The sequence below is a fragment of the Sorangium sp. So ce204 genome (genome assembly GCF_051526795.1).
In the GTDB taxonomy this organism is placed as follows: domain Bacteria; phylum Myxococcota_A; class Polyangia; order Polyangiales; family Polyangiaceae; genus Sorangium; species Sorangium cellulosum_B.
In genome coordinates this window covers 9,456,823-9,476,625 of the sequence record NZ_CP150317.1, presented here as the reverse complement: position 1 = coordinate 9,476,625, position 19,803 = coordinate 9,456,823, and the positions used below count along the sequence as shown (strand labels likewise).

At 73.6% G+C, this 19,803-nt stretch carries 15 protein-coding genes; 9 read left to right on the top strand and 6 right to left on the bottom strand.

All coding sequences use genetic code 11. From position 1 onward, the window contains the following. The first annotated feature begins 106 nt into the window (after nt 1-106). Nucleotides 107-1,915, top strand: coding sequence for a glycosyltransferase family 39 protein (locus WMF22_RS35510; RefSeq protein WP_438032630.1), 1,809 nt, complete (start codon nt 107-109; stop codon nt 1,913-1,915). A 70-nt stretch (nt 1,916-1,985) separates the two neighbouring features. Here the strand turns inward: WMF22_RS35510 and WMF22_RS35505 are convergent, their stop codons facing one another. Next, nucleotides 1,986-3,692 (bottom strand): hypothetical protein, encoded by a 1,707-nt coding sequence (locus tag WMF22_RS35505; RefSeq protein WP_438032629.1) that lies wholly within the window; start codon nt 3,690-3,692, stop codon nt 1,986-1,988. 385 nt (nt 3,693-4,077) lie between these two features. On the opposite strand from WMF22_RS35505, the gene WMF22_RS35500 reads away from it, so the two are divergent. Then, a complete protein-coding gene (locus tag WMF22_RS35500; protein WP_437294391.1) occupies nt 4,078-5,124 on the top strand; it encodes a glycosyltransferase family 4 protein in 1,047 nt (348 codons plus the stop codon). A gap of 24 nt (nt 5,125-5,148) precedes the next feature. On the opposite strand, the gene WMF22_RS35495 is transcribed toward WMF22_RS35500, so the two are convergent. The 3 genes from WMF22_RS35495 to WMF22_RS35485 form a co-directional block, all read right to left on the bottom strand. After that, the gene (locus WMF22_RS35495) at nt 5,149-6,186 is read right to left on the bottom strand and encodes a hypothetical protein (protein WP_438032628.1); all 1,038 of its coding nucleotides are present in this window, start codon (nt 6,184-6,186) and stop codon (nt 5,149-5,151) included. Between the two features lie 218 nt (nt 6,187-6,404). Beyond that, the gene (locus tag WMF22_RS35490) at nt 6,405-7,016 is read right to left on the bottom strand and encodes a TonB family protein (protein ID WP_437294389.1); all 612 of its coding nucleotides are present in this window, start codon (nt 7,014-7,016) and stop codon (nt 6,405-6,407) included. A gap of 55 nt (nt 7,017-7,071) precedes the next feature. Further along, nucleotides 7,072-9,384 carry an ArnT family glycosyltransferase gene (locus tag WMF22_RS35485; protein ID WP_437294388.1) on the bottom strand — a complete coding sequence of 771 codons (2,313 nt, stop codon included), beginning with the start codon at nt 9,382-9,384 and terminating at the stop codon, nt 7,072-7,074. 120 nt (nt 9,385-9,504) lie between these two features. Between WMF22_RS35485 and WMF22_RS35480 the strand changes: the two genes are divergently transcribed. Further along, nucleotides 9,505-10,308, top strand: a complete 804-nt coding sequence (locus WMF22_RS35480; protein ID WP_437294387.1) for a Uma2 family endonuclease — start codon at nt 9,505-9,507, stop codon at nt 10,306-10,308. Between the two features lie 22 nt (nt 10,309-10,330). On the opposite strand, the gene WMF22_RS35475 is transcribed toward WMF22_RS35480, so the two are convergent. Next, on the bottom strand, nt 10,331-11,911 hold the full coding sequence (locus tag WMF22_RS35475; protein WP_437294386.1) for an ATP-binding protein: 1,581 nt from the start codon (nt 11,909-11,911) through the stop codon (nt 10,331-10,333). An 88-nt stretch (nt 11,912-11,999) separates the two neighbouring features. Continuing rightward, entirely contained in the window at nt 12,000-13,520 is a 1,521-nt protein-coding gene (locus tag WMF22_RS35470) for a serine/threonine-protein kinase (protein ID WP_437294385.1), read from the bottom strand. A 395-nt stretch (nt 13,521-13,915) separates the two neighbouring features. Here WMF22_RS35470 and WMF22_RS35465 point away from each other — a divergent pair, with 395 nt between their 5' ends. The 6 genes from WMF22_RS35465 to WMF22_RS35440 all read left to right on the top strand — a co-directional run bounded on the left by WMF22_RS35465 (nt 13,916) and on the right by WMF22_RS35440 (nt 19,800). Then, nucleotides 13,916-15,676: a hypothetical protein gene (locus WMF22_RS35465; protein WP_438032627.1), complete on the top strand. Its 1,761-nt coding sequence runs from the start codon at nt 13,916-13,918 to the stop codon at nt 15,674-15,676. 39 nt (nt 15,677-15,715) lie between these two features. Continuing rightward, entirely contained in the window at nt 15,716-16,492 is a 777-nt protein-coding gene (locus tag WMF22_RS35460; protein WP_438032626.1) for an HmuY family protein, read from the top strand. Then, nucleotides 16,489-18,132 (top strand): MXAN_6640 family putative metalloprotease, encoded by a 1,644-nt coding sequence (locus tag WMF22_RS35455; protein ID WP_438032625.1) that lies wholly within the window; start codon nt 16,489-16,491, stop codon nt 18,130-18,132. The genes WMF22_RS35460 and WMF22_RS35455 overlap by 4 nt, the downstream gene beginning before the upstream one ends. A gap of 150 nt (nt 18,133-18,282) precedes the next feature. Beyond that, nucleotides 18,283-18,708 (top strand): STAS/SEC14 domain-containing protein, encoded by a 426-nt coding sequence (locus WMF22_RS35450; RefSeq protein WP_438032624.1) that lies wholly within the window; start codon nt 18,283-18,285, stop codon nt 18,706-18,708. Between the two features lie 85 nt (nt 18,709-18,793). Then, nucleotides 18,794-19,219 (top strand): STAS/SEC14 domain-containing protein, encoded by a 426-nt coding sequence (locus WMF22_RS35445; protein ID WP_437294380.1) that lies wholly within the window; start codon nt 18,794-18,796, stop codon nt 19,217-19,219. A 155-nt stretch (nt 19,220-19,374) separates the two neighbouring features. Next, on the top strand, nt 19,375-19,800 hold the full coding sequence (locus tag WMF22_RS35440; protein ID WP_438032623.1) for an STAS/SEC14 domain-containing protein: 426 nt from the start codon (nt 19,375-19,377) through the stop codon (nt 19,798-19,800). Nucleotides 19,801-19,803 lie beyond the last annotated feature (3 nt).

Sequence of the window (19,803 nt, the reverse complement as noted above, 5' to 3'; positions counted from 1 at the left end):
CCGGGCAAGGCGGCACGGTCGTATACGCCGCCCGCCCTGCGAGAGCAACGACACAGTGTTCGTCCGGTGTGTATCCTTTTTGGGCCCCAGCCGGTACAAGGGCCCCGTGCGTGACGCCGCGCCGGATGCGACCGCAGCCCCCGCCCCCCTGGCTCCCTCGAGCGAGAGCGCGCGCGAGATCCTCGCCGCCGGGCCGCCGCGCGTCGTGGGGGCGCGGGCGATCCGGGCGGCCTCGCTCGGCGCCATCGCGTTCCTGCTGCTGCAGGTGCTGACCTACGGCTACGGCCGCGATCAGGGCATCTACGCCATGGTCGCGCGCGCGGTGCTCGACGGCGGCATGCCGTACCGCGACGCGTTCGACTTCAAGCCGCCCGGCATCTTCCTCATCTACGCGCTCGCCCGCGCCCTCTTCGGCCCCGCGCAGTGGGGCATCCGCGTCCTCGAGGTCCTCGGCCTCGCCGGCATGTGCCTCGCGATGGCGTCGCTCGCCGCCCGCCTCTTCGGCGACCGGCGGATCGGGGTCGTCGCCGCGGCGCTCGCCGTGCTGGTGCACGCCCAGCTCGATTTCTGGCACACGGCGCAGCCCGAGTCGTTCGGCGGCATGCTCACCATCGCCGCGCTGCTCGTGGCCACGCCGCGCGGCCGCGACGGCGCGCCCCGCCCGGCGCCGCGCGGCGCCGCGCTGGTCCTGTCGGGCGCGCTCTTCGGCGCCGCCGGCCTCCTCAAGCCGCCCCTCGCCGGGGGCGGCGTCGTGCTCGCCGTCGCGCTGGCCGCGCCCGCCCTCGCGGAGCTCGCGCGGCGCGGCGCGGCGCGGGCCGCCGTCCAGCGCTGGAGCGACGCCGGTCCGAGCGCGCCCCAGGGCGAGCCGGCGCGCCCTGCGCCGCCTGCGTCCGGGCCGGTCCGTTCGACGGCGGCCGCGCTCCTCTGGGCGGCGCTCCGGCCCGCCTTGCTCATCGCGCTGGGCGGCGTGCTCCCCGTGCTCGCCTGCGCCGCCTGGTTCGCCCTGAGGGGCGCGCTCGGCGATCTGTGGGAGGTCCTCTTCGTCTTCACGCCGCACTACACCGCGCTCGGGTGGCGCGGCGCGAGCGTGCTCGGCATGGCGTGGTACGGCGCCTGCGAGTGGCTCGTCCACTACTCCGGCCCGCTCGCGTTCGGCCTCGCCTGCCTGGTCGCGCTGCACCCCGAACGCCACGAGCGGGCGGGCGTGGCGCTGCTCTCGGGCGTGATCGCCATGCACCTCGTCGGCGTCGTGATGCAGGCGAAGTTCTTCCCCTACCATTACGGCGCGACGTGGCCGCTCACCGCGATGCTCGCCGCGCTCGGCCTCTGGAAGGCGTGGCAGCGGTGCACCCGGCCCGGCGTGAAGGCGGCCGCGGCGGCGCTCCTCGCGGCGCTCGTCGCGACCGCCTTCGCCCGCTCCGCGACCAAGGACGTGGCCGACGACTACATCGAGCGCTGCGCCAAGCGGATCGCGGTGCTCGCCACCGGCGCGAGGGACCAGGCGCGCCTCGATCGCCTCGCGTCGGTCGCCGACGTCAACGCCGCGGCGAACCGGGAGGTCGCCATGTGGCTGCGCGAGCGCGTCGCGCCGGGGCGCCCCGTGTTCGTGTGGGGCTTCGAGCCGGTGATCTACGACCTCGCCGATCGACCGCCGGCGACGCGCTACCTCTACAACGTCCCGCAGCGCGCGGCGTGGGCCCGGCAGGAGGCGCGCGACGCGCTGATGCGCGACCTCGCCGCGAGCCCGCCGGCCGCGATCGTGGTCGAGCGCCGCGACGTCTTCCCCTCGGTGACCGGCGACGTGATCGACTCGCGCGACACGCTGAACGGGTTCCCTGAGCTCGCGGGGCTCATCGAGGAGCGCTACGAGCTCGCCGTGAGCATCGAGGATTTCGAGATCCACCTCGAGCGCTGAGCCCCGGAGCCCAGCGCCGGGCGGCGGCGGCGCGGCGCGCTGCCAGCTGCGCCGCGTCTTCTTCTTCAGTTCAGGGGCAGGGGAGGGTGTTGGGCCTGCGCGGGGTGGGCGCCGCCGCCCCGAAGCGGCGGCCGTCGCGGAGGCCGTTGGCGCAGCGCTGGATCGACTGCGCCTGCGACAGCGCGGAGGTCGCGCCCTCGCTGACCTGGACGCGCCCCGGAGCGCTGGAGATCAGGGCGTTCAAGAGCTGCGTGTCCGGCTCGGCCGCCGGTCCGTAGACAAGCGCGTCGATGAGGCGCGCCGCCGTGGCCGGCGTGGACGAGGGGAACGCCGCGGGCAGCCCCTGGTACAAGGCGACCGCGGCCGGGCCGTTCTGCAGGGTGTTGGTCGGGAAGACGAGCGCGGGCGTCGGTTCGACGCCGCTGGTGCCGACGAGCAGGAGCCCGCCCACGTCCGCCGTGCCGTCGAGCTCGATCGCGTGGTAGGAGCCGTCGGTGGCCCCGTCGTAGAGCACGAGCGTGTACCCGGCGAGGCTCGCGTACCGCCAGCCCGTGCTGATCTCGATGAACTCGAGCAGGTCACCGCTGTCCGGCGTGTCGGCGTCGACCTCGTTGATCTGGAGCCGGATCACCGTCACCGGGAACGACGTCCACCGCGCCCCCGGCCGGTTCACGACGATGTCCGCCGGGCCGATCGGCGTCGAGCCCGAGAGCGCGGGGATCGTGATCTGCGTGTCGGAGTCGATCGTGAAGGGCTGCGGCACGAAGTCCACCGTCACCTCCGTCGCCCCGGTGAAGCCGGAGCCGGTGAGCACGAGCGCGCCGCCGACGGCGATGACCGGATAGTCGACGGAGGTCACCCTGGCCGGCGCTCCGCACGCAGGGCAGGCGCTGCCGCCGCAGTCGATGCCGCCCTCGTTGCCGTTGTGCAGGCCGTCCTCGCACGAGGCGACCTGGCAGACGTAGTCGACGCAGAGCTCGGTCGGGCAGTCCCAGTCGACAAGGCACTCCACGCAGACCCCGGCGGGGTTGCACAGCCCGCCGTCGGCCAGGGAGCACCAGGTGCCGGCCTCGACCGGGTCGTTGATCGGCGAGCCATCGCGGCAGGAGTCGACCGTGCACTGGCTGTGGTCGTCGCGCACATCGTCGTCGTCGGCGACCTCCGTGACCGCGCCCTCACCGTCGCAGACGCGCTCGCGACAGTCGCCGGCCATCTGGTCCTTCACGGGCGTCCCCGAGGCCACGGGCTCGGTCGTGCATCCACCGTCGATGCACCTCGCGGTCGCGCACTCGCTGTCGGGCGCGGGGCAGTCGGTGTCGCCGGTGCACGGGACGTCGCCGCCGCCGCCGGAGCCGTCGATGCCGCCCGCTCCGCCGTCCCCTCCGCCGCCGCCCGCTCCGCCGCCGGCTCCAGCGTCGCCTCCATTGCCGCCGTTGCCATCGACTCCGCCGGCGCCTCCGTCGCTCCCGCCGTTGCCACCGCCGGAGCCACCATCGCCACCGCCGGAGCCGCCATCGCCACCGCCGGAGCCGCCATCGCCACCGCCGGAGCCGCCATCGCCACCGCCGGAGCCGCCATCGCCACCGCCGGAGCCACCTCCGCCGTCGCTGCTCCCGCCGCCACCATCGCTGCTCCCGCCGCCGCCGTCATTGCCGCCGGAGCCCCCTCCGCCCGTTCCTCCCTGTCCGCCGCTCCCTCCCGTGTCCTCATTGATGAGGCTGCGATCGGGCATCGTGACCATCTGGCAGCCCGCCGTGGCCGCCAGCGAAATGCTCAACGCGAGCGCGGATCCGTAACGATTCGATCTCCAAGTCATTGACCACCTGTGTGCAGATTGGCCGGGGCGCTCGGGCTCGCGACGCTTCCCGCGCTGCCCCGCGCGCAGGAGCGAGCGGGAGGGCGCATCCTAGACGCATGAGACGCTTGAAGAAAGCGCCGCACCGCCGCGCGCCGGTCCGGATCGCGCTGGCCTGGCGGGCGCCGCGCCGCGCTGCGCTGCGTCTGCTGCGCAGCGGCTGTCCTCGCGCGCTCCCTCGGCCGGGCAGGTGGGGAGCAGTCCGCTGGCATGCTCGTTGATGGGTCCTGGGCGCGGGGTTGCGCTCCGCTGCGAGCGGGGGCGAGCATGGCCCCGGTCGCGGCGCGGCGACCGAGGAGCAAAGAGCATGCGGATCGCGATCGTTTCCACCCCGTTCATCCGGGTGCCTCCCTCCGGGTACGGCGGGACCGAGCTGTTCTGTCACGAGCTGGCCGAGGGGCTGTCGGCGCGGGGACACGAGGTCACGCTCTTCGCGACGGGAGATTCGGTGGTCAGCTGCCGTCGCCGGTCCCTTTACGGGAGCCCGAGCTGGCCTCCGGTGCCGGAAGACGAGGTCAACCACGTCGCCTGGGCCTTCTCGGAGATCGCGCGCGAGGACGGGTTCGACGTGATCCACGTGAACAGCCCGATCGCCGTCCCGTTCACCCGCTTCGTCCGCGTCCCGGCGGTGCACACCCTGCACCACGCGCCCTGCGGCGAGAGCTCGCGCATCTACGCGCGCCACCCGGAGGTCGCGTACGTGGCGATCAGCGCGCGGCAGCGCGCCCTGGAGATCCCGCTGCCGCGCTCGTGCGTCATCCATCACGGCGTCACGCCGGCGCGTTATCCGCCGAGCCTGAGCGACGAGGGCTACCTCGCCCACCTGGGCCGCTACGCCGAGGAGAAGGGGACCCACCTGGCGCTCGACATCGCGAGGGCCGCGGGCCTGCCGATCAAGCTCGCGGGCCGCGCGCACCCCAAGGACCAGATCTATTATCTCCAGGAGGTCGCCCCGCGCCTCCGGGAGAGCGGGATATCGGACCTCGGGGAGATGGGCCACGACCGCAAGGTCGCGCTCCTGCGCGGGGCCCGCGCCGTCCTCTGCCCGCTCCAGTGGGAGGAGCCGTTCGGGCTGATCGCCATCGAGGCCATGCTCTGCGGCACCCCGGTGCTCGGCTTTCGCCGCGGCTCCTTCCCCGAGATCGTCGACGAGGGCGTCACCGGCTACCTGGCGCCGCCGGGCGACCTGTCGCGCCTCGCCGCGCTCGCGGCGGGCCTGGCCCGCTTCGACCGCGCCGCCTGCGCGCGCCGCGCGCGCGAGCGCTGGAGCAGCGCCGTGATGGTGGGCAAATACGAGGAGCTCTACCGGACCGTGACCGGCCCGCGGCGCGCCGAGGGCTCCCGGGCGGCGTGATCGCCGCGCGGGAGGTCGAGGGGCTCAGTTGACCTGGGGAGGGATGGCCACCTGGCACTCGTTGGCTGGCGTCATCCATTTGATGGCGTTCAGCCAGAAGCGCTCGACCTGATACTCGGGATGATCGACCCACTCGCTGTTGTAGGTGATCCACTCGTCGCCCCAGACCAGGACCCGGCCATCGCCGACCTCCAGCGCCTTCAGCACGTCGTGGCCGTCGCCGGTCGCCAGCGTGGTGCCCTCGCCGACCACCGGGTAGCCGGTGTCCACGCCGACAGCCTCGATCCCGTCGAGCACCGGATGCTCTCCGCTCCACTCCGTGATGGGGACCGTGGCGCCGCCTCGCCTCGGGAGGATCTGCGCTGCGTCGTAGCTGACGCCGAGCGGAGCGAGCAGCGTGTTGACGTTCTCGCGCTCCCGGGTCTGGCCGTACCCGATCAACGTCATGAGGCCGCCGCCCTTCGAGATCCAGTCGCGGAGCGCCTCGACCTCGGCTTCCGAGTACGTGCGCCCGATGTCGCTCACGTCCTGGATGACGATGACCTGGTGCTTCGCGAGCTCCTCCGCGGTGAGCTCGGCGCCGCTCAGGCCGAAGGCGCCGTTGATGCTGCGCTCGTTCAACCAGGACTCGAAGACGTCGCCGTCGCCCCACTGGCCCGGCTCGCCCAGCGTGGCGATGCGGAGGCAGTCGCAGACGCCGTCGCCGGCGACGTCGACGTCGTCGACGATGCCATTGCCGTCGTTGTCCAGGCCATCGCAGGCGTCCTCGCTGCTGGGCGCGCCGCTCCCCGAGCTGCTGTTGCCGCTGCCGGCGCCCGTGGTCAGGCTGCCGAAGTCGTCTCCGCCGCTGCTCGCGGCCACGCCGCCGAGGTCGTCGCCGCCGCTGCCCGTGCTGCCCGCGCTGCCCGAGCTCCCCGTCGTGCCGCCGCTGTTCCCGGCGTTGCTGGGGCCGCCAACGCTGGAGCACGCGGCCGCTTGCAGCGCCGCAGCGATGCACGCGACCCGCAGCAGATGTCCGACCGGAACCCGACCGAAGGACGACAGGCGAGATCTCGAGTTCATGGCTCTCTCCAAGAAGTCAGGCGTTGATGGCGGCGGACCCCTGGCGAGCCGCCGAAAGCACCAGAGCGAGGCGCCATGGTGTCTTCCGGGCGGGGCTTTTCGCAACGCGAAATAGCGGTTCTCATGACAGACATCGGGGTCGACCGTGCATGCCATGGCCTCGTGGTGTGACGTCGCACCGTGAGGCGCTGTAAATTTCGAGCCTGACGCGACCTTCCTCAGGGCTGCACGAGCTCGACGCCGCTGAACTCGATGGGAAAGGTGATGACGGTCGTCACCCCGCCTTGCGGCGAGGGGAACTGCATCTTCTCGAAGGCATCGGCCACGCAGCGATCGACCTGCTGATTCTTCGCCGTCGACCTCACCACGTCGGCCCTGTTCACCCTGCCGGTCGGACCGATGGTCGCCTTGACGGTCACCTTCCCCGTGAACTTCGGCGAGCTCTTGACGCCGATCTTGTAGCACTCGTCGAACAGCTCGCCGTGCTTCTCCACGACGTCGCGGACCTGCATCTCGGAGATGTTGCCCCCCAGCGTGCCGGTCGCGGTGGCCGCGCCGGGCCTCACGTTGCCGTCCGGTCTCGCGGTGGCCCGCGGCGGCGGGGGCGCCTCGACCGGCGTCGCCGCCGCGGGGGCCTGCGCGTCCGGCGGGGGCGCCGCGGGCTTCGGCTCCGGGGGGGCCGAGGTCGTCGAGGTCGTCGGTTCCGGGGACGCCGAGCCGGTCGGCCCCTCCGACGCGGGCTGCGCCGGCGACTGGGCGGCTGGCGGCGGGGCGCCGCAGCCCGCCGCGAGCGCGAGGATCAGAACCAACCCTGTTCGGCGAGAGCTCATGCCCGAAGGTAAAACCCGAACGCGGGGCCGTGTCCACGGGGATAGCGGCGCTCGCTCAGCGCAGCCGCAGGACCTCGACCTCCGACGCGCCGCCGCGATCCACGAGCTTCGGCGCGCGGCCGCGCTCGCGCGCCGTCATGGACGCCCAGAACACCTCCGTCCCTGGCCGCTTCCGGATCGGCACCGGATCGGCATAGAGGAAGCCCGTCCTCCAGCGCTGCGGCGAGATCGCCGTCGGCAGGCCGACCTCGCGGACGACCGGGTCCGCCATCGTCGTGGACAGCGGGGCGCGCTCGACGACCCGGGAGCGCACCGCGAGCACAACGTCGCTCGCCGCCGGGCCCCCCGCGCGCACGAAGATCGTGAGGAGCGAGCGGGCGCCTTCGTGAAATGTCGTCCCGAGCAGCTCCGTGCCGTCGTCGAACCGCGCCCCGATCGGCGCGAGCGCGGCGCTGATCTCCGCGAAGAGCGCCGCCGCGCGCGCGCCGTCGCCCGCGCCGAGCGCCATGTTGTGCGCGATCCGCTTCTGATCCAGCGTCTCCGGCGGCGTGGCCGGCGGCTCCGCCGGCTGTCCGAAGTGCGCGCGGAGCTCCCACGTGAGGAACGGATCCGGCACGATCTCGCGCTCGGGCTCGGTGCCCGAGACGAAATACCAGGCGAGGAGCCCCGGCTCTCGCTCGCGGAACGAGAACGCCTCGATGCCGCTCGCGCCGCTTGCCGAGAGCGTGCGCGCCCCGGCGCCCGCGCCGAGCGCCCAGAACGGGCCCACCGCCGTCACGTCGAAGCGCTGCGCGAGGCTCGCCTGATCCCGGTCGAGCAGGAACCGCGTGTCCACGAGGTAGGCGCCGCGCGGCGGCGCTTCCTTCGGCGGGGGTCGGTTGGGCGTCACGACGCGCCCGCCGAGCGCCCAGACCTGGGCCCAGGTGGCCTTCATGCTCTCGTGCATCGCGACGGGCGCGCCGGTCGGCGTCCCCGGCAGCCTCGGCGCGAGCCATCGCAGGAACGCCGTCTTCGCCCCGTCGGAGTCGATGAGGTGCCCCCGCTCGTTGAAGCGCCCGCCTGTCTCGCGCGCATAACGCAGCGCCGGGAGCCCGTCGCGCAGGATGGCGGCGAGCGGCACGAGCCACAGCGCGAGCGCCGCGAGCGCCGGCCCGCCCGACGGCGCGTCGAGCGCCCGCCCGCCCGACGGCGTCGCGACCCGGGCGGCTCGCCGCGCGGCGGCGGCGCGCTCCACGAGCGCCGCGCCGGTGTCGACGAGGGCGGCGGCGGCGAGGGCGAAGTAGGCCGCGAAGTAGTGCGGCCAGAAGATGTGGATGTCGGCGCCTTGCCGGAAGACGACGTACTGCACCGCCGCGGTCGCGAGGTAGAGCAGCGGCAGCGCGTCGTGCTCGCGCCGGAGCAGGACGAGCCGCGCCGCGCAGACGATCGCGGCGAGCTTTCCGGCGGCGATGGCGATCGGCGTGAACGAGAGCTCGAGCCAGTACCGCCGGCTCTCGAGCACCTTGCCGAGCGGCTCGGCGTTCCCCGAGGAGCGGAGCCCGTAGCTCGTCAGCAGGTCGCCGAGCTTGCCGGCATGGTGGAAGAGGGCCAGGTAGAGCGCGGCCGTCAGCGCGGCGATCGAGGCCGTGAGCACCCACCACGCGGCGTAGCGCCGCTCGGGGAGCGGGCCGAAGACGCGCCTCGGGAGCAGGTAGGCCCGGATCGCGCCGAACGCGAGCAGCCCGCCCGTGAGCACGAACGCGGGCCAGTCGGCGTGCATGCCGAGCGCGAGCCCGAGCGCGCTCACCGCGAGGTAACGGCGCCTGGATGTCTGTAACAGGCGGACGTAGCCGAAGAGCCCGAGCAGCGTCCAGGCCATGACCGGGACCTCGAGCGCGTTGAAGTTCGCGAACGAGAGCGTGATCGGCAGGACGACGAACGACGCCGCCGCGGCGGCCCCTGCGGCGGGGCGGTAGACGCTCCGGCCGAGGGCGTAGAGCAGGGGCGGCGTCGCGGCGCTCAGCAGGACGGCGGGCAGGCGGCAGATGACGTCGTGCCGCCCGAAGACCTTCATGAACGCGGCCGTCGTCCAGAAGATCCCCCACGGGTGGTGGCAGTAGTACATCCCGGGCGCCGGCCGGCTCGCTGTGTACTCCCACACGGGTCCGGGGATCTTCCAGCGGAGCATGTTCTCCGCGATGATCCCGACGCTCGCCGACGACGCGTAATGTCCGGCGAGGACGGGTCCGAACATCTCCCACGCCGCCGCGAGCGCGAACCACGCCGTGGCGAGCGCGGTGACGGCGAGCGCCGCGCGGGTCTCGCGGCGGGACGCGGCGGGGAGGCCGCGCAGGTCGGTCGGATGGGGGGCGAGGCGCGGGGGCAGCAACGTGGGCGCAGCCTATCTCGTCGGCGGCGTCGCGCGGCCAGGAGGCGCGCCGAGGAGCGGGCGCCGCGCGCCGCTGCGGCGCGGGTCGATGCGCGCGCCCCCGTCGGGTAGGATGGGGGCATGTCGACCGAGGCGCACAGGCAGGTCCATCGGCGGGCGCACCGTGACGGCAAGGAGCGTGATCCGACGTTCTATCCCGTGGAGAAGAAGATGGGGGAGGACTCCCTTCAGACGTGGATCGTGGAGCTCCTCCGTCCTCTCATCGAGCGCTGGTACGAGGCGCTCGGTCGGCCGAGGTTCGTGGGGGCGGACCAGTTCATCTATTATCGGCAGTTCAATCCTTCCAAGGTCGTGGCCCCGGACGTGTACGTGCTCCCTGGCGTGCCGCCAGGCCGGCGCGTGCGGAGCTGGAAGGTGTGGGAGACGGGCATCGCCCCGAGCTTCGCGCTCGAGGTCGTCTCGTCCGACGAGCCTTACAAGGACTACGTGGACGCGCCCGAGCGCTACCGGGAGCTCGGGGTGAAGGAGCTCGTGATCTTCGATCCCGACTGGGAGCGGGGCCGCGATCGGGTGCGGTGGCAGCGCTACCGGAGGCTGAAGACGCGCGGCTTCGTCCGGGTGGAGACGACGAACGTCGACCGGATCCACGCGCGCGTGCTCGGCTGCTGGCTGCGGGTGATCGGCGCGGGCGAGGAGGCGCGCCTCCGGCTGGCCACGGGGCCCGACGGCGAGGAGCTCTTCCCGACCGCCGCGGAGGCGGAGCGCGCGGCGAAGGAGGCGGAGCGCGCGGCGAAGGAGGCGGAGCGCGCGGCGAAGGAGGCGGAGCGCGCGGCGAAGGAGGCGGCGCTGGAGCGCGTGGCGGCGCTGGAGGCCCAGATCGCGAGCGCCGCGGGGGCGAGGGGCAAGGGACCCGGGGCGCCGTGAGCCTCGCGCGGCCCGCGGCCGTTCAGGCCCGGAGCAGCGTCACCCGCCGCCCCGACGGCGTCCGGGCCTCCTCGATCCGCGTGCGCGCCTCGACGTCCCCGGCCGCGGCGCGGCGGTCGAACAGCACGAGCACGCCCTCGTCGAGGCCGAGCTGGGCGAGGTAGCCGTCGAGCTGCGCGAGCCCCTTCGGCGTGGGATCCTTCTCTCCCTCGCGCCAGACCTTGAGCTCCAGCGCCGCGCGCTGCACGGCGCGTGACCCGTCCGGCGCGCGGCAGGGCCACCGGATCAGGAGATCGATCCTCCCCCGGCCGAGGCCGTACTCCCGCTCGATCAGCCCGCCTCCGTTCACCACCCGCTGCAGGAAGGCCATCAGCACGAGCTGCGGCGCGACCTCGTGGTAGCCGAGGTTGCCGGAGAGCGCCTCGCCGTGCTCCCTCCAGAAGGCGGCGAACTCCCGGAGCAGGCGCGCGACGTCGAGCTGGCCGTCGGGCAGCACGAAGCTCCTCGGCTCGGCCAGGATGACGGGCTCCACGTCGCCGGCGAGCACGCGGGCGATGACCTCGCGGTAGATCGGGTTCGCGATGCGCGCGGGGTTGTCCGGCGCGATCAGCCCGAGATCGCGGGCGTACTGGAGATCGTCCTGGTAGGCGTCGCCGACGATCGCGAGCGTGCCCGAGAGGATCGGCTCGAGCACGCGCCGGACGCGCGGCTCGTGCAGGCGGGCGACGAGCGAGTCGAGGTGGGTGGCGCGCGCCAGGATGAGGCGCTCCTTGGCCGTCTCGACGTGCGCCGCGGTGATCGGCTCGCTCGCGGGCACCGCGAGCTTATCCACGATCTCGCGGGCGAGCGCGTTGACCAGCCACGGCTGCCCGGCCGTGAGCGCGATGGCCCGCTCGACTGCTCCTTCAGCAAAGACCTGGCCGGTGTCGGCCGTGTGCTGGGCGTAGAGCTCGCGCACCTCGTCAGGGTCGAAATCGCCGAGCTTGAGGGACTCGAGCTTGACGTTGAACGGGCTGGCCGTGCCGAGGCGGCTCGGGTCGCCGCCGCTCGCCGCCTTGTACTCGCGCACGTCGCGCAGCCCGCAGAGCACCACCGCGGCGGGAAAGTCGGCGGGTCGATCGGGAAAGCCGGCGCGCAGCTGGCGCAGCACGCTGAGGAGGCTCTGGCCTCGCAGGGCGTCGATCTCGTCGAAGAGCAGCGCCAGCGGCCGCGGGCAGGCGCGGGCCCAGGCGCGCAGCGCGATCTCGACGCGGTGGCCCTCCGGGGCGTCGGGGAAGGCAGGCGGATGCAGCGCGGGGGGGAGGGTGAGCTCGGCGCGCGCCCGGAGCGAGCTGAGCAGGATGCGCTCGGCCGCGCCGTAGTCGTCGCCCGCCGCCTCACCCGCCTCGCAGGAGAAGTGCAGCGCCGCCCAGCGGCCGGCGGCGGTGAGCTGATCGGCGAGCGCGCGGAGCGCCGTGGTCTTCCCCGTTTGCCGTGGCGCGTGGACCACGAAATAGGCGCCTTGCTCCACGAGGCCACGCGCCTCCGGCAGGCGCCGTTCGGCCGGGATCATGTAGTGCAAATCGGGGCGGCAGGGGCCGGCCGTGTTGAAGCGGCGTGCCATGCGCGCAGCTTGCGTCCCGGAGCCGGGGGGCCGCAAGGGCCACGTGCGGGGCGCCTGCTCCTCTCTGCTCCTCTCCGCCTGGGCCCTCTCAGGCCGAAACTTCCTGGGTCGGCGCCTCCATCCTCGCCAGCTGCGTGACGTGATCGCGCCAGAACCGCTCCGCGTCCCGCGCGCTCCACCCGGCGTCGTCGGCGAGCTCCCGCACGGCGCTGGCGAGCTCTTGCATCGACTGGAAGCGCGCCGTCGGATCCTTCTCGAGGCAGCGGAGGACGACGGCCTCGAGCTGCGCAGGGAGCGGCTCCTTGCGGCGGGCTGACGGCCGCGTCGGCCGCTGCGAGAGCTGCGCCGCGATCACCTGCGCCAGCGAGCTGCCCTCGAACGGCGGACCACCTGTGAGCAGCGTGTAGAACGTCACGCCGAGCCCGTAGATGTCGCTGCGCGCGTCCGCCTGCTCACCGCAGAACAGCTCGGGCGCCATGTACTCGGGGGTCCCGCGGAGCACGCCCGTGCTGGTGCCGGAGACGGGCTCCCCCCTCGGGACGACCCGCGCGATCCCGAAGTCGAGCAGCTTGACGAAGTCGTGATCGTCGCCGACGCGCGTCACGAACAGGTTCTGCGGCTTGATGTCCCGATGGATGACCCCTGCGTCGTGCGCCTCGATGAGCGACTCGCACGCCTGCGCGATGAAGCGCACCGCGCGCTGCGCCGGCATCGGGCCGTACGCGGCGAGCAATGCGCCGAGATCCGCGCCCGGGAGATACTCCATGGCGATGTAATAGATCCCATCGTCGCTCGCGCCGAAGTCGAAGATGCGAATGGTGTGAGGATTGCTCAGCACGCTGGCGGCGTGAGCTTCGCGCTGGAACCGCCTCAGATCGGCGGGCTCCGGCGCTTCTTGCGTGCGGAGCAGCTTGAGCGCCACCTTGCGGCCCAGCGTCTCGTCCCACGCGAGCCAGACCTCGCCCATGCCTCCCTGGCCAATCCGCGCCTCCAGCCGGTACCGGCCGAGCTTGCGGGCCTGGTAGACCTGCTGCTGCGCTGACCAGACAAGGTGGCCCGAGAGCGCTCCCACGAGGGCCGATGCGAGCACGAAGACGTAATGTCCGGCGACGCCCGCCAGCTCCGGCACGTCGAGCAGCGACGCGCGGATCGACACGGAGAACACGGCGGCGATGCCCATCACCAGCGGGTACGTGAGCGCGAGGAGCGCCAGAGACCGCAGCGCCGACCACCAGGGGGCCGGCACGATGACGCAGCGGACCAGCATGAGGACCGAGAGCCCATCCATGTAAATGCTGCGGATCCCGCCCAGGTCGAGCGCCATCGCCGAGATGAACAGGGCGGCTCCCAGAAAGAGCAGGTCCCCGGCGCCGGCGATGCGCCGGAGCGAGACGTCTCTCCTGAGCGACATCCGGTAGACGGCGACGATGGCGGCCTGCTCCGCGAGCCGGAGCGCGGCGAAATGCCAGAGGGGCGCGCTGGGATAAACCCACGTCGCCATGTACAGATCCAACAGGAAGAAGCCAGGCCATACCCACAGGCCGATGTACGCCGCGCGCTGGACCGCGCGGCGCTGGCTCTCGCCGTGCACGGCGCGCTCCGGACGCATGGCGCGGCGTATGGCGTTCCTGTCCAGCACCGCCCTGTGAGCCGCTGACGTCGGCGTGCCGTCGAGAGCCTTCACGGTCGGTGCGGTCCCTATGCCCATCGTCGTCCCCTGTCTCGCGGCGCGCTGGAGGCTCCTCGATTACTCTCCCGGGTGGAGGCGGGGGGCAAGACGCCGCGCGCGGCGCGCAGACTCCGTACCAGGGCGCTTCATCCCGTCAGGGCTGTGCCATTCGAGGAAGCCTCCAGAGGTTTACCGGGAGGACGGCGCGACATGCGGGGCAGCCCGCGATCGTCGCTTGCCTTCGCGATCGTCGCCGTGCTCGACGACGAGGACGAGCCGCCGCTCCGGAGGCCCGCGCGGTCCGTGGCGATGCCCGGTGGTAGGCTCGCCGCACCTTGGACACCCGGTCTTCCACGACGGCGCCCGCTCCCGCGCGCCGCGCGCTCTCCGGCCTGCTCCGCCGCGGCGTGGGCGCCGCGCGCCGCGCGCCCCTCAGCGCGGCGCTCGCCCTCGTCGTCGTCGCCGCGTCCGTCTATGTGATCGCCGTCCCGCTCGCGGTCGTCCGCTATCCGCCGATGACCGATCTCCCGTTCCACGCGGCCGAGACGGCGGCGTTCAGGCACTACCTCGACCCGGCGTGGCACTTCCGCGAGCAGTTCACGCTCCAGCCGCTCGCCGTCCCGTACATGTCCATGTACGCGCTCGGCGCCCTGCTGATGCTCGTCCTCCCGCCCGTGGCCGCGGTGAAGGTCGCGGCGGCGGCGATGCTCGCGCTCCTGCCCGCGGGCCTCGCCGTCCTCTTCCACGGCCTGAAGCGGAGCCCGCTCCTCGGCGTCCTTGGCCTGCACCTCGTCTGGTGCAACCTCACCCACTGGGGCTTCCTCAACCACATGGGCGCGCTCGGCCTCTTCGCGATGGTCGTCGGCCTGACGCTCCTGCTCCTCGAACGCCCCTCGCGCGGCCGGCAGATCGCGCTCGCGCTCGCGCTCGTCGCGCTGTTCTTCACGCACATCTTCCGCTTCCCGTTCGCGCTCGCCGCCGTCGTCGGCACGGCGATCGTCGTCTTCCCGGCGACGCGGCGGCTCCGCCCCATCGCGCTCCCGCTGGCGCCCTCGCTGGCCCTCTTCGCGGCGTGGCTCGTGGTCCGGACCGACACGCTGCACGCGGCGCCCATCGCGCCCGCGCTCCACTGGGAGCGGCTCCGCGAGGTCCCGTCGCTCCTCTTCACGAGCTTCACCGACCCCGCCGAGGCGGCGGCGGCCGGCAGGGCAGCGCGCTTCGTGCTCGCCGCGCTGCTCGTCTGCGCCGCCGGCGCCGCCGCACGGCTCGCCGGCGCCGGCGGCGATGCGGCGCGCTCACCCGAAGGCGCCGGCGCCGATGCGGCGCGCTCACCCGAAGGCGCCGGCGCCGATGCTGCGTGCTCACCCGAAGGCGCCGGCGCCGGCGCGGCGCCCTCGCCCGCGGCGGGCGCGCCGCGGTGGTCCTTCGCGCGCCTCGCCGCCCTCGTCCCGGTCGCCTGCGCGATCGTGTTCCTGGGCCTGTTCCTGAGCCTGCCGCTGCAGATCGGCCTCTGGTGGTACGTCTACCCGCGCGAGATCGTCGCCGCGCTGTTCCTGGCCCTCGGCGCCTTCCCGGACCTGCCGCGATCGCCCTGGCTCAAGGTGCCGGCCGTGCTCGCGCTGTCGGCCGCCGCGGTCTTCCTCGGCGCCGTGGCCCGCGACAACTACCGCCGGTTCGACCAGAGCACGCGGGACTTCGACGCCATCATCGCCCGCATCCCGCGGGCGCCGAGGCTGCTCTACCTCGTCTTCGATCACGGCGGATCGACCCGGACGACGACGCCGTTCATCCATCTCCCCGCCTGGGTGCAGGCCACGCGAGGCGGCTGGCTCAGCTTCCACTTCGCCGTCTGGGATGCCTCGCCCGTCGCCTACAGGCCCCGCGAGGAGCCGGGCGCCGTCGTCCCGCCGCCCACGCCGCTCCGGTGGGAGTGGACGCCTTCGGTATTCGACGTGCGCCGCCACGGCGCCTTCTTCGACTGGTTCCTCGTCCGCCGGCGGGCAGGGGCGAATCACCTCTTCGCGAAGGATCCGAGCATCGTCGCCGTCGACCACGTCGGAGACTGGTGGCTCTACCGGCGCAGCGGCGCGCCCTAGCGGGCACGTCGGCTCCGACTTTTTGTTACCATGTCGCCCATGCGCACCTCGCCTGCGTCTCCCCTCGTCGCCGCCGGCTTCGCCCTCCTCGCCGTGTGCGCCTGCGGCTCCGAGGACCCCGTGGACCCTGGCGGCGTGCTCCCCGCCGGGCCCGTCTGCACGGAGCCCACGCCGGTGCCCTGCGAGGACGAGGTCTTCCAGCAGATGAACCTCCAGGACACCGTGGCGCCCGGGGAGATCGTCAACGAGCAGGACGGCGCTGGCATCCGCTCCCTCGTCGACGCCACCGCGGGCGGCCCCTTCGCCGCCGAGCCCGACGCCTACGTCTATGCCCGGTTCACGGACGCCGGCCTCGAGAAGGTCGAGATCTCCGACGAGGCATCGCTCCAGTCCATGGACTGGGACATCGCCTTCCGGCGCTACATCGTGCGCATCAACAGCGGCCACTCCGGTCCGTCCTGCGTCACGGCGGCGCGGCTCCCGGGCACCCCGGACTACGATGGGATCACCGAGGCGCCCGCCGAGCCGAGGCTCCGCAGCGACGAGTATTTCACCGAGAGCTGCAAGCTCATCCCCGACGGCTCCGGGCTGGACTCCCCGGCGACGGCGCTCTCCGGCTACTGGACCTACCCCGGGTGCGTGAAGATGACCGGCCTCGTCTACGTGCTCCAGCTCGCCGACGGCCGGCGCCTCAAGCTGACCGTCACGCACTTCTACAACGAGCAGACGCAGGCGCAGTGCCAGGAGACAGGGACGGTCCCGATGGAGGACACCGGCTCCGCCAACTTCCAGATCCGGTGGGCGTTCCTGCCGTGACGCGGACCGCCGGCGCGGTGCCCGCGTGGCGCGGCGGCCTGGCCCGCGCCGCGGCCCCGTGGCGCCGCCTGGGCCGCGCGGCGGCCTGGCTCGCGCCGACGCTCGCGGCCTCGCTCACGACGGCGCTCGCCGGCTGCGGCGCGGACGACACGGCCGCGCCGCCGCTCGACGGGCCCGCCGCGGCGCCGCTCGAGCGGCCCGATTCGCGCGGCACGAGCCTCCAGTTCCGGTTCGATCCGGACGACGTCGTCGAGACCTTCGCGTCGGCGTCCGGGAGCTTCCTCGTCCATTTCGCGCGCGAGGGGCGCTGCGCGGTGCCCGCCGAGGACGGCGACGCGACGGGCGTCCCCGACTTCGTCGAGGAGGTCGCCGCCGTCTACGACGAGGTCATCGTCCACTACCGAGACGTCCTCGGCTTCCGGCCGCCGAGGAGCGACGAGGACCTGCCCGACAACGGCGGCGACGGCCGCTTCGACGTCTACCTCGTCGACTTCGCCGGCGTCGGCGACGGGGCGTTCCGCGTCGACGCCTGCGCCGAGGACGCCGGGGACCGCTGCGCCGGCTTCATGACCCAGGAGAACGACTACAGCGGCTACGGCTATCCGTCGACGCTGACGGCGAACCGGATCCTCGGGAGCCACGAGCTCTTTCACGCGGTGCAGGCGGGCTACGACCACCGCCAGGACACGCTGATCACGGAGGGGACCGCGGTCTGGGCGACCGAGTCGTTCGACCCCTCGCTGAAGGACTTCGAGGGCTTCGTCGACGGCTACCTCGCGAACACGGATCGGTCGCTCGACGTGCCCTTCACCGGCCCCGTGGACCCCTTCAGCTACGGGAGCGCGCTCTTCTTCCAGTTCCTCGAGGAGCGCTTCGGAGACGGCACGGTCCGCGCGCTCTGGGAGCGCCTCGAGGACGGCGCGAACGGCGAGGCGGATCCGGTGTGGTTCGAGCAGCTCGACCCCTTGCTCTCGTCGCGGGCGCAGACGACGTTCGCCGAGGCGTTCGTGGAGTTCGCCGCCTGGAACCTGCTCACCGGATCGGCCGCGGATCCCGGGCGCTCCTACGCCGCCGGGGCCGGCTACCGCGGGCTCGCCCCGGAGGAGGTCGCCGCGCCCTACGCGGACGGGCTGCGCGTCTTCCACGCGTCGGCGCAGTACTTCAGCGTCTCCCCCGCCGGGCGCGCGACCATGACGGCCGCGCTCGCGGCGCCCTCGGGCGATCCGGCGCAGCTCTCCGGCCTCGCGCTGCTGCTCGCGCCGCGGCGCGGCCGCGTGTACGGCGAGGTGGTGCGCGCCGGCGACGTCGTCTCCGGCGCGGCGCTGGTCGATACCGCGGGCGCCGACGACCTCGCCGTGATCGTGGTGAACGGCCTGCAAGAGGGCGAATCTCGCAAGCCGACGCTGTGCATCGGCGCGCCGGACGAGGTCGCCGCGTGCCGGGCCGCCGCGGAGGCCACCGGTGGAGGCGGCGCCGGCGGCGAGGCGCCCGCCGAGGGCGCAGCGGGCGGCGTCGACGACGGCGGGTGCGGCTGCCGCGTCGTGGCGCCGGCCGCCGCGGCCGCGCGCTCCGCCGCGTCCTTCGGCTGCGCGCTGGGCGCCTCGCTGCTCGCGCTGGCCGCGCGCCGGCGCCGGCGCTGAGCGGGGGCTCACGCGCCGCGCCACGCGCCGCCGCTCGGCGGCGGCGCGTGGCGCGGCGCTCGGTGAGGTGCGTCACCCGCCAAGCGCTCTCCCGCGTCGGCCCCGCGAGCGCTCGTCGTGCCGTGAGCCGGATGCGCTAGCCTGCGGGAGATGAGCGAGCCCCGTTCCGAGGACGCATGCCCTTTCCTCCGCGAGGACGCCGACGGCATTCTTTGCTTCGCCATCGAGGGCGATATCTCGGACGAGATCGCGCGCTCTCTCTGCGCCGTGTTCCGGCGCGTCTCGGAGAGCGGTCGCGAGGTCTTCGTGCTCTCCGACTCCCGCCGCGTCGGGACCCTGACGCCGGCGGCGCGCAGCGCGCTCGCGGAAGAGCTGCGCGGCGTGCGCTTCAGCGGGGTCGCGGTCTTCGGGGCGAGCTTCTCCCTGCGCGTCGTGACAACGCTCGCCTCGAGGAGCGTGCAATTCTTCACGGGCGAGGTCTATCCGCTGGCGTTCTTCGACACGGAGGGCGAGGCGCGCGCGTGGCTGCTCGCCCAGCGAGACGCGCTCCGGGCCACGCCGCGACAGGGCGCATGACGCCCGCCGCCCTCCGAGGCGCGCGCCATCGGCGCAGCGCCGGCGCGCAGAACGCGCGTCGCGGGGACGCGCTACCATGCCTGCCATGAGCGATCCCCGTCCGGCGGGCGCGCGCTTTGAGCTCCGCGAGGAGCCCGATGGCCTCCTGGTCATCGCGACCGACGGCGATGTCCTGGAGGACAACGCGCGCGCGCTCGTGGACGCCTTCCAGCGCCTGACGGACAGCGGCCGCGAGGTCCTGGTGCTCGCCGACGCGCGTCGCTGCGGGGCGGTCGCGCCGGCGGCGCGGAAGGTGTACCTGGACGGGCTGCGCTCGGCGCGCCTCGACGGGATCGCGGTCTTCGGAGCGAGCTTCTCCATCCGCGTCATGGCGACGCTCATCGTGAAGAGCATCAACCTCCTCACGAAGCGGCTCCCCTTGCTCGTGTTCTTCGAGACGGAAGCCGAGGCGCGCGCGTGGCTCCTCAAGCAGCGGGGAGCGCTCCGGGCCGGGCGGCGGATCCAGGCGTGACGTCACCCTCGGCGGCGAGCGGGCGACCCGGCGCATGCGCGGCCCCGAGCCGCGACCCACGCGCTCGATCGGCCGCTTCGCCGGTCGTCGCGCGGGTGGCGTCCGTGATCGAGCGAACGTCGTACCGCCGCGCAAACGAGCTACCGTGCAACGCCATGAGCGACCCCCGCATCGACGACGCAAGCCGGGCCCTCCGCGAGGACGCCGAGGGGATCCTGTGCACCGCCATCGAGGGCGATATCTCGGACGACACGGCGCGCGCGATCGCCGCCGCGTGCAGGCGCCTGTCGGAGAGCGGCCGCGCGGTCCTCGTGCTCTCCGACGCGCGCCGCACCGGCACCATCTCGGCGTCGGCGCGCAAGGTGATGGCGGAGGAGCTCCGCGGCGTGCGCTTCGACGCGATCGCGCTGTTCGGCGCGAGCTTCGCGGTGCGCGTCGTCTCCACGCTCGCCGCGAAGAGCGTGCAGCTCCTGACGAGGCAATCCTACCCGGTCGAGTTCTTCGAGACGGAGGGCGAGGCGCGCGCGTGGCTGCTCGCCCGGCGGGACGCGCTCCGGGCCGGGCGGCGGCCTGGAGCGTGACGT